Consider the following 14,349-nt stretch of genomic DNA (forward strand, 5'->3'; position numbering starts at 1 on the left):
CAAGGTTTAAGGCAACGCGATGAAGCCGTATCGCTACCATGACTGGAGCCGGCTGATCGGAACACCGGTGGAGGTCCGCAAGGATTTCGAAATTGTGCGCACCGGCGTTGTGGATGATGCCATGGCGGATTCGTCTGCCTTGTGGCTGGCTGCCGATGCAGGAGGAGGCAGGGCCCTTTATGCTGCCGCAGAGGGTTACGAGGTGTGGATCCGGCCCATGGAGCTTGGCGGGAAGCTCTGTTTCAAGATGGCGGCGGCGCAACTCTCAGGGCCGCGGCAAGGAAGCAGGTCCTGGTAGGCAGGCATGTGAAGGGGTGGGCTTCCCGCCACACGGTTCCTACACTGGGGTGATGATTACAGTCACCGGAAGTGTGGAAACCGCGTTGCCCGCCGAGTTGGCCTTTGCCTACATGCGGGACTTCGAAAACACGAGCGAGTGGGATCCCAGCACCCCGGTGATGGACAAGCTGACCCCGGGTCCTGTGGCTGTGGGGCACCGGTACCACGCCGAGTCGGAGTTCCGGGGCAAACGCCAGACCCTCGAGTACGAGGTCATCGAGTTAACGGAAAACCACATCAAACTCCGCGGCGAGAACAAGACGGTCACGGCTTTTGACTCGATCGATGTGAGCTCCAACGGTGCGGGTTCCGTGGTCAAGTACACGGCGGAGTTCAGCATCAAAGGACCGGCGAAGATCATCCAGCCACTGCTGAAGCCGGCCTTCATGTCGCTGCGCGACCCGGCGCTGAACGGGATCAGGGACACCCTCAACTCCCGCGCGGGAGCATGACGAAAGGGCGCCCCTTGATAACCGCCCGGAGCGTCAGTTCCTGGAGGGCAATACTAGAGTCCGGTGAGACGGGAGCACGCCTCCCATAGGCGCCGGCGGGCTTCGGGATCCGAGCCCATGCCCGGCGTCGGGAGCTCCTTCCGCTTTGCCCAAAGCTTTCCCGAAACTTCCGCTGTATCAGGTGAGGTGGCAAGCCAGACGGCGGTGTCTGCCGCCTTCTCGGCCGGGGCGCCGAAGGTGTTGGTGACCCAGCGGAATGGGCCTCCAACGTCCTGCAGCAGCGCAGTGTTCTTGACGAGGCCGGGATGGACGGCGTTCGCCACCACGCCCGTGCCGCGCAGGCGCTCGGCGAACTCCTGCGTCAAGAGGACGCGGGCAAGCATTGTGGGCGGCGTGGACCGAAGGTAGCTGTACTTGCCCTTCGCCGTCTGGAGGTCGTCGAAGTCGAGTGTGGTGTTGCCGTACCGTGAAGCCACATTCACAATTCTTGCCGGAGACCCAGCCGCAGACGGAGACCCAGCCGGGCCGGACCTGCCTGCGGTTCCGGTATTTGCCTTCTCCTGAGTGCCCGCGCGCTTGAGGGCGTCCAGCAGCAGATCGGTCAGCAGGAAGTAGGCCACCACATTCGTGGCGAAGGTCAGTTCCAGCCCGTCCGGTGTGACATGGCGTTCCTTGCGGAAGACCCCTGCGGCGTTGACAAGCACATCCAGCCTGTCGTGGCGGGACAGGAAATCGGACGCCGCCCGCCGGATCGAGGACTGGGCAGACAGGTCACAGGCCAGGGGTTCAAGCCTGGCATCCGGAACCAGCGCTCCTATGCCAGCCATCGCTGCCTCCGCCCGGGCCAGGGAGCGTCCGACGACGACGACGGCGGCTCCCTCGCGGGCCAGGCCGGAGGCGACGGCTTTGCCCAACCCGCCCGTCGCGCCAGTCACCAGCGCCAGGCGCCCGTCCATTGGTCCCATCGTCACCCCTCAGCACCTCGCCCTCTCGGCCTCGGTTGTGCCATTCCCCAGGAAGCCAGGCGCCTTCAGGGTACGCCCTTTGCCGAACCCTTCCTGCGGGGCGGGAGGTTTGGAAGAAAGGCGGGCAAGGCAGTAGGTAGACTGGTGTACCTACTGCCTGCCTAGCCAAAAGGAATGCCAGTGCCGCCGTCTGCTGCCTCTGTGTCACCAAAGAAGTCTGCCCGCGAGCTGTTGCTTTCGGCAGCGGCCCGGCTCTTCTACGCGCAAGGGGTCGGAGCCACGGGCATCGATGCCATCACAGCCGAGGCAGGGGTGGCAAAAAAGAGCCTGTACAACAACTTCGCGTCCAAGTCGGACCTGGTGGGCGCCTACCTGGAGGCCCGGCACGAGGAATGGCTTGGCCTCTACCGGACGCGCGTTGACCGCGCGGACGCACCGAGGGAGCGCGTGCTGGCCGTCTTTGACGCCTACCTGGATCATGCCCACTTCGCGTACGAACATGGATTCCGGGGGTGCGGGCTGCTGAACGCAGCGGCCGAACTGCCGGCAGGCAGCCCGGGCCAGATGGCGGTCCGGCGGCACAAGGAAGAAGTTGAGGCCCTCCTCGCCGCGCATCTGGCGGAGCTCCTCCCGGACCAGGAGGAACGGCGTATGAGGCTGGCCGGCCATCTGGCCTTCCTCCTGGAAGGCGCCATGGTCCGTGCAGGGCTCGAAGGCGGGGACGCCCGGCTGCTTGAAGGCCGAACCATCGCCGCGCAGATGCTGGACGGGCTGTGACGGCTCCGGCCGGCTTCGCGTCCGGTCCGTTGTGGGGTGCAGTTTTTGTGCTCGCCGCATCGGTGCTGTGGGGCACCACGGGAACCGCTGCCACCTTTGCGCCGACGGTCAGCCCGCTGGCCATCGGTGCGGTGGCGATGGGAGTTGGCGGGTTGCTGCAGGCTCTTTACGCGGCGCATCCGATCAGGACACAGTGGCGGCGCCTGGTGGAGCGATGGCCCCTGGTGTGCCTTGGGGCTTTGGCGGTGGCGGTGTATCCCCTGGCCTTCTACACCTCTATGCATCTTGCCGGCGTGGCAGTGGGAACTGTGGTGTCCATCGGCTCCGCCCCAATCGCAGCGGCGGTCATCGAACGCGTTGTCGACCACAAGCCGCTTACCCGGCGTTGGATGATCGGGGCGCTGATTGCCGTCGGCGGCGCCGTGTTGTTGTCGTTTGCGGGGCACCGGCCTGACGACGGCGGCGGAGGTCCCGCAGCGGAGTCCTGGGTGAGCACGTCCTGGGCGAGCCCGGCGGGAATAGCCCTGGGCCTGGTCGCAGGGACCACTTACGCCCTGTACTCGTGGGCTGCCCATCGCCTCATCGGCGCTGGCGTGTCTTCGCGGGCCACCATGGGAACAGTGTTTGGGGTGGGCGGTGTGCTGCTGATGCCCGTCCTCGTTTTCACCGGCCGCCCGCTCGTGGAGTCCTGGACGAACTTCGCCGTCGGGGCGTACATGGCGCTCGTGCCGATGTTTGCCGGGTACGTACTGTTCGGGTGGGGCCTGGCACGGGTGCGCGCCAGCACCGCCACCGGCATTTCCCTGGTGGAGACTGTGGTGGCAGCGGCATTGGCCGTCCTGGTGGTGGGAGAACGTCTGCCGGCGGCGGGCTGGATCGGAGCCGCCGCCGTCCTTGCGGGCGTGTTCTTCCTGGTCCCACGTGCTTCACCGCAGGGGCACCAACAGCGAAACAAAGCAGGGCTACGTAGGCTGCCCACGGCGACGGCGGCGCCCGAGGGGATGCTTGTTCAGCGCGAGGCAGCACCCCAAGGCCATCAGCAGCAACCCGGAGACAGCTGTACCAATGACCTGGCCGCTGACACCGGCGATGAAGAGCACAAGGCCGAGCACGCCCGCAGCTGAACCGTAGTAGAAGCCTGTGCTGAACCGGCGTGAGGGGTAGCCGGACAGCAGTTCCATGGCCAGGTGGGGATCGTCGGCTATCAGCCCGAGCTCCAGCTCCTTGAGGAGCCTCCGCTCCTCTTCGGACATTGGCATTGGACGCCTTTGAAATCTAAGTCGGGAGTATCGATATCGACCGTAGGATTCTTGTCCTGTTGAGTCAAGGGTTCGCCCCGCCCGGTTGCGGAGCCTCATCGCTTCACGCCGTACCGCAAGGTGTAGGAGCCCCTGCAGCAGCGGCCCCGGCAGCAGGAGGCAGGACGACTGCAGGAGGCAGGACGACGGCGGGAGGGGCCTAACGCCGTCGGAGTTCTGCGAACTCAAGCGAGGGAACGATGGCTCCGGCGTCCCGCTCCACGAAGTTGGTGCCCGGCGGCACAACGTCATCGATCGCGTCCAGGACCGTCTCACCCAGCCTGACCTCAGCCGCCCGCAGATATGCCGCAAGATGTTCTTCGCTGCGGGGCCCGATAATCACGCTGCTGACGGCCGGATGTGCCAGGGCGAAACCGACGGCCAGGTCCACCAGGGAGAGCTCCAGCTTGTCCGCCAGCCGTGCCAGGGCATCCGCCGCGTGCAGTTTGCGCTCGCTGGACGGGCCGGAGATGTCGTAGCGGCCGGGAAGGGAGTGCACGCGGGTGGGTGCCTTTCCGGACTCCAGCACAAAGCTGCCAGACAGCCAGCCGCCCGCCAGCGGGCCGTACGCCAATACGCCGAGGCCATACTGCTGGGCTATGGGGAAGACGTCCCGCTCGTTGGCGCGCACCAGCATGGAGTACGGCACCTGGTTTCCCAGCGGCGGGATCAGGTGGTTGGTGGTGGCGAGCCACTGTGCCTCCACCAACTGCGCCGGCGTGAACACGGAGGTGCCGTAGTAGAGGATCTTTCCTTGCCGGATCAGGTCATTGAGGGTGGTGATGGTTTCCAGGACATCGGTGTTGTAGTCCGGCCGGTGCGCCTGGTACAGGTCAATCCGGTCAGTCTGCAGGCGGCGCAGGCTGCCCTCCACTGCCTGGGTGATCCAGCGCCGGGAGTTGCCGGCGTGGGCCGGATTGGGGCTCATCTGGCCGTGGAACTTGGTGGCGAGGAAGACATCGTCACGGCGGCCCCGCAGGGCGCGCCCCACCACCTGCTCCGATTCCCCCTGCGAGTAGACATCCGCGGTGTCTATGGCGGTGATGCCGGCGTCCAGCGCGGAAAGAATGATCCGGATGCTTTCCTCCGCTCCGGTCGGCGCGCCGGGAGCTCCACCGGGTCCTTCGCCGAAGTTCATGGTGCCCAAAGTCAGCGGGCTGATAGGGGTGCCCGATCGCCCGAACACCCGCAGTTCGCTGAGGCTCATCTCCGGTCTCCTCCGATTTTTTCCGGCACGTTGCTTCCAATGCGCGCCCTCGATCGTCACGAGGCTACACAGATCAGCCGCGCCCCGGCGGGTTTGCGCCTCAGTGCTTCTCTTTTCGACTTGGGAAGTAACGGAGGGAGCCGGGTATGACGTTTTATGGAGCGTTTCGGGCGGTACGGGAGTGTGAAGATGCCTTGACCATCCCGCGGCGGACATCCTGACCCGGGTGGGCTCGGCGCGGTCAGCACCCACTTCGAGCCCTGAGCCACTCTCTCGGGGCGTTCCGGGTTTCGCCTCTGCGCCGCCCTGCAATAATCTGAACCAACGGTTGTGCGCGGGGGTGCAGGCGCCCGGTACAACAAGCAGCACTGTAAGTTCGGGCCACATCACACCAGACGAGGCGGACACGCATGACGGCTTCAGACCAGCAGCACCCACAGCAATCGCGGATGCCCGCGGACCCGCCAGGCCGTCCAACCGCTGCCCGCGAAGCTGCCGCCGGGGCTGTGGACCCGCACCTCCTCCAGCGGTTGGCGGACGCCCATGGCGTGGGAACCTCCTTCCAGGGCTGGGACGGGCTGCCCCACAGTGTTGCCGAAGAAACGCTGATCAAAGTCCTGGCGTCCCTGGGGGTGCAGGCCCACACCAACCAGCTCATCGAGGCGGCACTCGTGGAAGCGGAACTGGCGCCGTGGCGGCGGATGCTGCCCCCCGCCGTCGTTATCCAGCAGGGCGAGCCGGCGCAGGTTCCGGTCCATCTGAGGGACGGGGCTACAGCCCAGGTAAGCATCACGCTCGAAGGCGGTGCCGGGTCACGGGATGCCGTCCAGCAGGACCTTTGGGTGCAGCCGCGTGATGTGGACGGCGTGTCCACCGGACGTGCCACCTTCGCCCTTCCCCAGGACCTGCCGCTGGGCTGGCATACCCTGCACGCCGAATCCGAAGGCGCCACCGCGTCCACAACCCTGGTGGTGGTGCCCGCCAGGCTGACCACAGCCGCACCACTGGAAGAGCGCCGCGGCTGGGGACTGGCTACCCAGCTGTACTCCGTTCGCTCCAAGCGGTCCTGGGGCATCGGCGACTTCTCCGACCTGGCCGACCTTGGCGCGCTGAGTGCGGCCCATGGCGCAGACTACATTTTGGTCAATCCGTTGCACGCTGCCGAGCCGGTTCCGCCCGTGCAGCCATCGCCGTATTCGCCGTCCACCCGGCGGTTCTTCAACCCGCTGTACATCCGTATCGAGGCAATTCCCGAACTGGCCTACCTCAAACCGCGCAAACGCGCAGCGGTGGAGAAGCTCCACGAGGAAGTGGCTGCCCTGAACAAGGAGGGCGCCCGGCTGGATCGCGATTCCGTCTACGCCGCAAAGCTCCAGGCCTTGGAAATGCTCTACCACGCCCGCCGGTCCCCGGCCCGGCAGGCTGCTTTCGACGATTTTTGCCGCATCTCCGGCAGCGGGCTGGACGATTTTGCCCTCTGGTCCGCCATCCGCGAGGATCTTCCGGCCGGCGACCCCTTCTGGTCGGACCCCGCCAGCGCTCTTGGTACGCCGCAGACCGAGGCGCTTCGGGAAAGGCTTGCGGACAGGATCGGTTTCTACCGCTGGCTGCAGTGGATCTGCGACGAACAGCTTGAAAACGCACAGCGGGCAGCGCTTCGGTCGGGGATGCGGCTCGGCGTCGTCCACGACCTGGCGGTGGGAGTGGACCACAGCAGCGCCGACGCGTGGACGCTCCGCGACGTCCTGGCTCCCAACACCAGCGTGGGCGCGCCGCCGGACATGTACAACCAGCAGGGCCAGGACTGGGGCCAGCCGCCGTGGCACCCTGCCTGGCTCGCCGAGGCCGGCTACATCCCGTTCCGCAACATGCTGGCCACCGTGCTGCGCCACGCCGGCGGAGTCCGAGTGGACCACATCCTGGGCCTTTTCCGGCTCTGGTGGATTCCCTCCGGAAATGCCCCGGGCGACGGCGCCTATGTGCGCTACGACCATGAAGCGCTGATCGGTATCCTCGCCCTCGAGGCGCAGCGTGCCGGGGCGGTGGTGATCGGCGAGGACCTGGGAACTTTCGAGCCTTGGGTCCGCGACTACCTTGCCGCCCGCGGCATCCTGGGGACGTCCATCCTTTGGTTCGAGTACGACGGCGATTCGCCCCTCGCGCCCGAAAAGTACCGCACGCAGGCCCTCGCCAGCGTGAACACCCACGACCTCCCGCCCACCGCCGGATACCTCGCCGGCGACCATGTGGCGCTGCGCAGCGGCCTGGGCCTCCTTGAACGCTCCGAGGCGGAGGAACGGGCGGAGCACAATGCCTCCCTGGAGAAGATGCTTGCCCTGGTGCGGGAGCGAGGCTATCTTCCTGATGATGCTTCCGGCGCTTCGGGGGCCAGCGAAGAGCGGACCATTGAGGCGCTGCACCTGCTGCTGGCGCAGGCGCCGTCGGTACTGCTCGGTGTTGCCCTGGTGGATGCCGTGGGGGAGCGGCGGGTCCAGAACCAGCCCGGCACCACGGAAGCACTGTATCCAAACTGGCAGGTACCGCTCGGCGGGCCCGACGGCAAGCCGGTGTTCCTCGATGATCTTCCCGCCAATGCACGGTTCAATTCCCTGCTGGCGGCGGTGGAGGAGGCCCTGCGCGGCTAAGTCAACAGTCAGGAGAGCACGATGGGTGAGGGACCAGTACTGGTAGTAGGCGGCACCGGCATGCTCGGCGGCCAGGTGGTGACGGAACTGTTGAACCGGGGCAAGCAGGTGCGTGCCTTGGTGCGCCCCGGCTCGGATGCCTCCCGGCTGGAATCGGCAGGTGTTGAGATTGCCCGTGGGGACATGATGGATCAGGAATCGTTGGTGCGCGCCATGGCCAGCGCGGACGCGGTTGTCACGACGGCCGCCGGTTACACCAGGCACCGAAAAGGGGACACCCCGGCAACCGACACTGTGGGCAATTCGAACCTCGCTGAGGCGGCGAAACGTACCGGCATCCGCAGGTTTGTGCTCACCAGTATCCTGACCTGCGACCAGACACCCCGTGTCCCGCATTTCTGGCACAAAAGGCTCATGGAGGACCGCCTCCAGGCTTTGGGCGTCCCCTTTGTGGCGCTGCGGCCCGGAGCTTTCCTGGACCAGGTGACGCGCTTTGGCGGTGACCCGGTCAGCAAACACAAGGTGATGTGGTTCGGCTCGGCAGGAATCCCGCTGACGTTTGTGCTCACACCGGACGTGGCCGGGTACCTGGCCGCCGCAGTCGATGCTCCTGGCGTGGAGGGCCAACACATTGATATCGGTTGGGACAGGCCCATCTCCATGCAGGAGTTCGCTGACATCGCCGAGCGGCTGACGGGCGGAGAGATCCGGGTCCGGTCGGTTCCGGTTGGACTCCTGCGGGCCGCAGGGCGGGTGATGGGGCCGGTCAACCCCATGGCCAAGGACCTGGCAGCAATGATCTCGTGGTTCCAGACTGGCCGGTACGTGGCTGACACCACCCGCCAGAGTGAGGTCTTCGGGCCTCCGCCCACTGCGGAGGACGCCGTCCGTAGGCTCATCACCAGCCTCGGCCACGCGGTACGAAGCTAGGCATTCGTCCCGGCCGAAGCTTATCCTGCAGGCACCAAGGCTGTGGGGGAGGGCGTCTCCAGGTTGTGGAGCAAAGGCCCGGGCAAGCCCGTCGCGGGGTCCAGTTCAAAAGTGGCTACATTGTCCGACCGTTCGTGGGCCACGTGGAGCCAGCGGCCTCTGACCAGGTGATGCCGTGGCCAGTTTCCTCCGCTCGGAAAGTCCTGGACCGGCACGAGTTCCGTCCCGCCGGAGCCGACCTCCAGCACGCTTACCAGGTTTGAGCCGCGCACTCCCACATAGACGTGCCTGCCCTCCTGGCCAAGGGTAATTTCTGCGGCGGAATCGTCAGGCAGACTACCGCCGGAAGTGGCCGGGCCCCGGAAGACGAGTTCGAATGTCCCGGCTTCCGGCCTGACAACGAAGACTTCAACCGAGTATTCAGAAACCACAAAAACGTTGCCGCTGGAATGCTGCACCAGGTGGCGCGGGCCGCACCCGAAGGGGAGGGCCACCTCGTGATCGGCCACTAATCCGGATCCGGGCACATAATTCCAGATCCGGAGGGTGTCGTGGCCCAGATCCGTCGTCATAATCCGCCCGTCCTGCAGCATCAGGCTTGCGTGGGCGCGGCTCTGCCGGGGCTCGCCCGGAGTCTGGCTGGCGTGCGGATCCACCGAAGGCAGTGCCGGGAAACGCGCCGTGATGCCGCCGTCGGAGTCCAGTTCGTAGAGCAGGACCTGGCCATCGCCCCAACAAGTGGCGGTGAGGAAGCGCCCCTGCGGGTCAACCGCAACATGGCAGGTCGCTTCTCCAGAGCGCTGCGGGTCACCAAGCGGCTCCAGCCCGAAATCTCCTATGTGGCGGAAAGCCCTGACTATCTTGCGCTGCTCCGCCACTCCGTACACCACGGGCAATGTCGGGTGAACAGCAACGAACGACGGCGAGTCAGTCCTGACGGCCGTCCCCAGCCATTCGAGCGAGCCGTCAGGGCGGGCGGACAACGCTCCGATCCCCTCCGCGCGTCCGCCGCCGTCGGGGGTGTAGGTGCCGGTCCAAATGAGGGAGTGCGGGGCAGGGGAAGTCATAACTCCATCCTGCCAAGAAAAGCCCTCCAATCCCTGGAATTGCGGATTAGCATTGGACTCGAGCGGTCTCCAAGGAGGTAAATCCGATCCTGCGCCGCCAGTTTCGGGTGACTCTTCACTGTGCCGTTCGGGCCTTTGGGCCGGTAAAGAGCGGGGTGTCCACCTGATTACCGAAAGGCGTTTATGCCGGCTGCTGAATCACCTGCTGCTGCGCTCACCTTTGACCACCTTGTACCCGTGCTGCGCGGAGCTGGCTGTGTCTTCGCCGAAGACGAGGCCCAGCTGCTTTTGGCTGAAGCTTCCTCCTCCGCTGAGCTTTTCGAGTGGGTGAAGCGCCGCGTATTGGGGGAACCACTCGAATGCATTGTTGGCTGGGCGGAATTCTGCGGACTCCGGATCGCCATTGACCCAGGTGTTTTTGTGCCGCGACGACGCACCGAACTGCTCGTCTCGGAAGCTGCATCGCTCCTGCAGGACAGCTGCACACAACTCGCGTCCCAGGCATCTGCCGTCGTTGTTGATCTCTGCTGCGGATCGGGGGCAGTGGGGGTAGGAGTCGCTTCCCAGGTGTCTCAAACGGAGCTGCACTCGGCCGATATCGATCCAGCTGCCGTGGAGTGTGCCCGACTTAACGTGTCAAAGGTGGGCGGGCACGTCCATCAAGGTGACTTGTATGCTGCACTTCCTTTCGGGCTCAAGCGACGGGTTCAGCTCATTGTGGTGAACGCTCCCTACGTGCCCACAAGCGTTCTGCCCACCATGCCGCCCGAAGCGAGGATCTACGAGAAGCAGATCTCGCTCGACGGTGGTCCCGATGGGCTGGACCTGCACCGGCGGGTGATCCGGGAAGCAACAGAATGGCTGCATCCGACTGGCCATCTCGTCATCGAAACCAGCGAGCACCAAGCGGCTGGAACTGCCTCAATCATGGCTGCTGCGGGGTTTGCGGCACGGACTGTCCACTCTGACGAGCTCGACGGCACGGTTGTGGTTGGCGTTCCACGGCCATAGTTCCGGGTTCCTGCGTCTTCGTCGGCAATCCTCGTAGGCGAACTTTTCTTGCATTTGCGGCCGACACTCGTGCAGCCAATCCTGCAGTGTCTACGGCCTCAGCGTCAGAGGGGAAGTGGCATAGACGGGTTGATTGTCGGCTTGGCTGACTTCGCACGCCCAGGAGCCACACTCAGTCCCGGGGTGTTGGTGGGGGTGGTGGTTTGAAGTAGGTGTTTTGTTGGGGTTTTTGGTGTGGGTCGAGGTGTTTTGGGGGTGTGAACCAGGGGGTGCCGTTGATGAAGGTGATGGTCCATTGTTCTTTGTGGATCAGGTGGTGGTGGCCTGAGCACAGGAGTGCGCCGTTGTCGACGTTGGTGGGGCCGCCTTTGGACCAGTAGGTGATGTGGTGGGCTTCGCACCAGGGGGCGGGGATGGTGCAGTTGGGGAAGGTGCAGCCTTGGTCGCGAGCGGTGAGGGCTTGGCGTTGGGCTGGGCTGAAGAGCCGGGTTTTGCGGCCGAGGTCCAGGATTTCGCTGTGGGTGCCGAGGAGGACGGGGATGATGTCGGCGTCGCAGGCGATTTTGCGGATTGTGGCGGCGGCGACGGGGCCGGTGAAGGCGAAGTTCCCGGTCCCGGTGCCGGTTTTTGAGGGATTGCCTTCGGGGTGGGGGAGGAGGTCCTGGTAGTTGATGGTGGCGATGATCTGGGGGCGGTTGCCGCCGGTGGCGGGCAGGGTGTTGGTGGCCAGGGCGGTTTTGACGGCGCCGATGAGTCCCTCGAGTTGTTTCTGGGGTCTGGTGCGCCGGTCCAGGTCCACGTCGCCGTCCCGCCAGGGCTCCGGGCCGGTGACAGCACCAGCGCCAATGCCTGTGCCGGTGTCGATACCAGCGTCAGCGCCTGTGCCGGTCCCAGCATCAGCACTTGTGCCTGTGCCGGTGCCTGTGTCTGTTCCTGTTGCTGTGGTGGTGCGGGGGTTGGTGGCGGTGTTCATGACGGTGAGGAGGTGTTCGTACTGGTCGGTGGTGGCGAAGATTTCGATGTGGTGCAGGCCGTGGCGGGGTTTGCGGATGAAGGCGCCTTGGCTGTGGCGGAGGGCTTCTTCGCTGGGTTCGGTGCCGTCGGCGTCGATGGTGTCGGCCCAGCGGCGGGCGACGCGGGCAAGGAAGTCCGGGTCGGCGGTGGCGGCTGTGCTGGTGAGGTTTTCCTCGATCAGGACCAGCCGTTCGGGTGTGACGAGGTGGCGGAGCCGGTTCAGGGTCAGACTGATGATGGTCCCGGCCCGGGAAGAGACCACAGGACTGGCAGCAGCCCAGGCTGCTGGCGTTTCGTCGCCGGTGTCAGCGGTGTCCTCGCCCCCATCCTCGCTGTCCCCGACGGTGCCGGCAGGTGCAGGTGTGGGTGAGAGGGCTGCGGCGAGGTGTTCGCGGGTGGCTGGGATGATGTCGCCGGTGAGGGTGGTGGTGGGGAGGATGTCCGCTGCGAGGGCAAGCCGGCGGTGGGCTTCGCTCTTGCCGATCCGCAACCGCAGCCGCAGGAACTCTGCAGTGTTCGCGCACCCGTCATCGGCCGGTGAGGTAACGACCCGGCCGGGACGGTCTGACTCGATCGGGCTCCGGACGCCGTCGGCCTCAGAACAACTGGCCGCCGTATCGCTAGCCACTGCGTAGCTGGTTATTGAACCGGTGGCCACCGAACTACTGGCCACTGTATAGCTGGTCGTTGAACCGCTGGCTTCTGAGCCAACGGCAGTTAAATCACTTGGCGCCGGTTCTTCGGGCCAGGCGGCGTCTGTTTCGTTCGGGGTTTCGGCGCCGTTGTCCCAGCCGGTGACCCAGCTCTTGCCGGCACGGGAGCGGCCGGCTCGGGCGGCGTTAGCGGCGGCAATGGCGTGTGTGCGGGTGCGGTCCACTGTCCCGGCGGAGAGGATCTGCAGGTACTCCACGGACCGGGAGAGGTCCTCCACGTGCCCGGCATAATCGGCGGCCTCAACGTAGTCGGCGGCCGCAAGAATCGTGGGGGCAGCAGCAGCGGCAGCAGCCAGGAACCCGCCGATCGCGCTTAGGCTAAGCAGCCCATGAGCACCGGACGGGTTGTCAACCGGGAGCGGCTCCGCGGTAAGGAATTCACCTGAACCGGATGGGCTGTCAGCCGGAGGCAATCCCGCGACAACGGATTCACCTGCACCGGGCGGGTTGTCAGCCGGAGGCAATCCTGCAGCAAGGGATTCACCTGCACCGGGCGGGTTGTCAGCCGGAGGCAATCCTGCAGCAAGGGGGTCACCTGCACCGGGCGGGTTGTCAGCCGGAGGCAATCCTGCAGCAGGGGATTCACCCTCGCCGTGCGCGGCCTGGCTGGGAACGGCACGTAGCTGGCCCGCGAAACTTGGGCGCGAGTCGCCGTCGGACGCCACTGAGCCACGCGAGGAAGTGCCACCAGCCCGAGTGAGCACAGCAGTAGAACCGCCGAACTCCTCAAGCTGATCCCCAATGGCTTCCATAGGACAACTCTGCCAAAGACCACCGACAAAACTGCCCGCAAAAGACGCTATGTGGAAAACCCGGGGCGTCCGGATAGCTGAGATCCGTCGGCCGGGGAGACGCCGCTGGCCGCCGCGTCCCCCAAGGATCGCGACGGCCAGCAAAACCATTCAGTTGTAGCACATCAACGCTGCGGCCTCATGTCACAGGGAGGACAAAGGCAGTGCACGTGATGCGCGAGGGCGTGACTACGCCTTGGAGTCCGGTTCGTCGCCGGTTGTTCCCAGGTTGTGCGTCTCGGGGTGCGTGCTGTGCGCGGGGATGTGGTCCTCACCGAGCTCCGAGTCACTGAGTGTGCCGGACGTCCCGGCGGCACCGGATGTCCCGGCGGCACTGGTTGTCCCGGTTACGCCAGTTGTCCCCAGAGTGGCCGAAGTGCCGAGCGTATCCGTAGTTGCAGCGGTGCCGGTAGCACCAAAACCACCCGAGGTTCCAGTAGTCCCAGCCGCGCCGGCGGAAGTACCTGCCGTAGTGGCGTCGTCGGACGTTGAGGACTTACTGTCCCCGGACGAGCCGTTGCGGTGCATCGCGGAGCCGATGACGGTGCCTGCGCGGCGGGCCGCCTCAGTCAGCTGATCCGCAACCTCCGGGGCTTTTTCCTTAAGGACCTCCGTTGCCACGGAGACCTTGTCCTGCACAGGCTTGCTGTCCCAGACGCCGGCTGCCCTGGCCTTGAGCTTGTCGTACGCAGCCCGGCCGGACCGCGATCCGAGCACGTATCCGGCGGCAATTCCAACACCTAAAAGAAGTTTGTTCTTCACTGTGAACTCCTGCTTCATGAGAAGTTTTCCATTCCGGCCAGTAGGCCGGGGAAAGTGAAAACCGGCCTGGGGATGTTGTCCCCAGGCCGGTTTCCTGGCTTGCCCGCTAGTTAGCGGCGCGCACCACGCTTGGTGATCATGCCGTACACCAGCAGCACGATGAGCGCACCGCCGATGGCCAGCAGCCACGTCTGCAGGGAGAAGAACTCCTGCAGACCGGTGCCGAAGAGCATTCCGCCAATCCAGCCGCCGAGGAGTGCTCCAACGACGCCCAGGACGAGGGTGATGATCCAGCCGCCACCCTGGTGGCCCGGGAGGATCGCCTTAGCGATCGCACCAGCAATAAGTCCGAGAATTAGAAATGCAATAAATCCCATT

At 65.4% G+C, this 14,349-nt stretch carries 13 protein-coding genes and 1 pseudogene; 7 read left to right on the forward strand and 7 right to left on the reverse strand.

Annotated features, from left to right (window positions below; genetic code table 11):
• Positions 1 to 19: 19 nt before the first annotated feature.
• Entirely contained in the window at positions 20 to 298 is a 279-nt protein-coding gene (locus M1D93_RS02635; RefSeq protein ID WP_461173652.1) for a hypothetical protein, read from the forward strand.
• Between the two features lie 52 nt (positions 299 to 350).
• Positions 351 to 791 carry an SRPBCC family protein gene (locus M1D93_RS02640; protein WP_461173653.1) on the forward strand — a complete coding sequence of 147 codons (441 nt, stop codon included), beginning with the start codon at positions 351 to 353 and terminating at the stop codon, positions 789 to 791.
• A 53-nt stretch (positions 792 to 844) separates the two neighbouring features.
• Here the strand turns inward: M1D93_RS02640 and M1D93_RS02645 are convergent, their stop codons facing one another.
• The gene (locus M1D93_RS02645) at positions 845 to 1,756 is read right to left on the reverse strand and encodes an SDR family NAD(P)-dependent oxidoreductase (RefSeq protein WP_461175097.1); all 912 of its coding nucleotides are present in this window, start codon (positions 1,754 to 1,756) and stop codon (positions 845 to 847) included.
• 174 nt (positions 1,757 to 1,930) lie between these two features.
• Here M1D93_RS02645 and M1D93_RS02650 point away from each other — a divergent pair, with 174 nt between their 5' ends.
• Both M1D93_RS02650 and M1D93_RS02655 read left to right on the forward strand, forming a co-directional pair.
• On the forward strand, positions 1,931 to 2,533 hold the full coding sequence (locus M1D93_RS02650) for a TetR/AcrR family transcriptional regulator (RefSeq protein WP_461173654.1): 603 nt from the start codon (positions 1,931 to 1,933) through the stop codon (positions 2,531 to 2,533).
• Positions 2,530 to 3,657, forward strand: coding sequence for a DMT family transporter (locus M1D93_RS02655; protein ID WP_461173655.1), 1,128 nt, complete (start codon positions 2,530 to 2,532; stop codon positions 3,655 to 3,657). The genes M1D93_RS02650 and M1D93_RS02655 overlap by 4 nt, the downstream gene beginning before the upstream one ends.
• Here M1D93_RS02655 and M1D93_RS02660 read toward each other — a convergent pair.
• Both M1D93_RS02660 and M1D93_RS02665 read right to left on the reverse strand, forming a co-directional pair.
• Positions 3,613 to 4,083, reverse strand: a pseudogene (locus M1D93_RS02660) (DUF3040 domain-containing protein); the annotation flags it as partial. The gene M1D93_RS02655 and the pseudogene M1D93_RS02660 sit on opposite strands and share 45 nt — an antisense overlap.
• Positions 3,992 to 5,038, reverse strand: a complete 1,047-nt coding sequence (locus M1D93_RS02665) for an aldo/keto reductase (RefSeq protein WP_461173656.1) — start codon at positions 5,036 to 5,038, stop codon at positions 3,992 to 3,994. The gene M1D93_RS02665 and the pseudogene M1D93_RS02660, both read right to left, overlap by 92 nt.
• Before the next feature lie 410 nt (positions 5,039 to 5,448).
• On the opposite strand from M1D93_RS02665, the gene malQ reads away from it, so the two are divergent.
• Positions 5,449 to 7,683 (forward strand): 4-alpha-glucanotransferase, encoded by a 2,235-nt coding sequence (gene malQ / locus M1D93_RS02670; RefSeq protein ID WP_461173657.1) that lies wholly within the window; start codon positions 5,449 to 5,451, stop codon positions 7,681 to 7,683.
• A 21-nt stretch (positions 7,684 to 7,704) separates the two neighbouring features.
• Positions 7,705 to 8,613: an SDR family oxidoreductase gene (locus M1D93_RS02675; protein ID WP_461173658.1), complete on the forward strand. Its 909-nt coding sequence runs from the start codon at positions 7,705 to 7,707 to the stop codon at positions 8,611 to 8,613.
• A gap of 20 nt (positions 8,614 to 8,633) precedes the next feature.
• Here the strand turns inward: M1D93_RS02675 and M1D93_RS02680 are convergent, their stop codons facing one another.
• Positions 8,634 to 9,680 carry a lactonase family protein gene (locus M1D93_RS02680; RefSeq protein ID WP_461173659.1) on the reverse strand — a complete coding sequence of 349 codons (1,047 nt, stop codon included), beginning with the start codon at positions 9,678 to 9,680 and terminating at the stop codon, positions 8,634 to 8,636.
• A gap of 183 nt (positions 9,681 to 9,863) precedes the next feature.
• Here M1D93_RS02680 and M1D93_RS02685 point away from each other — a divergent pair, with 183 nt between their 5' ends.
• Positions 9,864 to 10,691, forward strand: a complete 828-nt coding sequence (locus tag M1D93_RS02685; protein ID WP_461173660.1) for a putative protein N(5)-glutamine methyltransferase — start codon at positions 9,864 to 9,866, stop codon at positions 10,689 to 10,691.
• Positions 10,692 to 10,863: 172 nt separating this feature from the next.
• Here M1D93_RS02685 and M1D93_RS02690 read toward each other — a convergent pair whose 3' ends face one another.
• From M1D93_RS02690 to M1D93_RS02700, 3 genes are all read right to left on the reverse strand, one after another.
• Positions 10,864 to 13,170: a DUF222 domain-containing protein gene (locus tag M1D93_RS02690; protein ID WP_461173661.1), complete on the reverse strand. Its 2,307-nt coding sequence runs from the start codon at positions 13,168 to 13,170 to the stop codon at positions 10,864 to 10,866.
• A gap of 228 nt (positions 13,171 to 13,398) precedes the next feature.
• Positions 13,399 to 13,971 carry a hypothetical protein gene (locus M1D93_RS02695; protein WP_461173662.1) on the reverse strand — a complete coding sequence of 191 codons (573 nt, stop codon included), beginning with the start codon at positions 13,969 to 13,971 and terminating at the stop codon, positions 13,399 to 13,401.
• A 110-nt stretch (positions 13,972 to 14,081) separates the two neighbouring features.
• Positions 14,082 to 14,348 carry a GlsB/YeaQ/YmgE family stress response membrane protein gene (locus tag M1D93_RS02700; RefSeq protein ID WP_102977113.1) on the reverse strand — a complete coding sequence of 89 codons (267 nt, stop codon included), beginning with the start codon at positions 14,346 to 14,348 and terminating at the stop codon, positions 14,082 to 14,084.
• Position 14,349 lies beyond the last annotated feature (1 nt).

Source organism: Arthrobacter sp. Z1-9, from assembly GCF_054792695.1.

Bases quoted from the DNA above. Each gene is read 5' to 3' on its own strand.
- M1D93_RS02635 (WP_461173652.1), top strand. From the start codon at position 20: ATGAAGCCGTATCGCTACCATGACTGGAGCCGGCTGATCGGAACACCG.
- M1D93_RS02640 (WP_461173653.1), top strand. From the start codon at position 351: ATGATTACAGTCACCGGAAGTGTGGAAACCGCGTTGCCCGCCGAGTTG.
- M1D93_RS02645 (WP_461175097.1), bottom strand. From the start codon at position 1,756: ATGGGACCAATGGACGGGCGCCTGGCGCTGGTGACTGGCGCGACGGGC.
- M1D93_RS02650 (WP_461173654.1), top strand. From the start codon at position 1,931: ATGCCAGTGCCGCCGTCTGCTGCCTCTGTGTCACCAAAGAAGTCTGCC.
- M1D93_RS02665 (WP_461173656.1), bottom strand. From the start codon at position 5,038: ATGAGCCTCAGCGAACTGCGGGTGTTCGGGCGATCGGGCACCCCTATC.
- malQ (WP_461173657.1), top strand. From the start codon at position 5,449: ATGACGGCTTCAGACCAGCAGCACCCACAGCAATCGCGGATGCCCGCG.
- M1D93_RS02675 (WP_461173658.1), top strand. From the start codon at position 7,705: ATGGGTGAGGGACCAGTACTGGTAGTAGGCGGCACCGGCATGCTCGGC.
- M1D93_RS02680 (WP_461173659.1), bottom strand. From the start codon at position 9,680: ATGACTTCCCCTGCCCCGCACTCCCTCATTTGGACCGGCACCTACACC.
- M1D93_RS02685 (WP_461173660.1), top strand. From the start codon at position 9,864: ATGCCGGCTGCTGAATCACCTGCTGCTGCGCTCACCTTTGACCACCTT.
- M1D93_RS02690 (WP_461173661.1), bottom strand. From the start codon at position 13,170: ATGGAAGCCATTGGGGATCAGCTTGAGGAGTTCGGCGGTTCTACTGCT.
- M1D93_RS02700 (WP_102977113.1), bottom strand. From the start codon at position 14,348: ATGGGATTTATTGCATTTCTAATTCTCGGACTTATTGCTGGTGCGATC.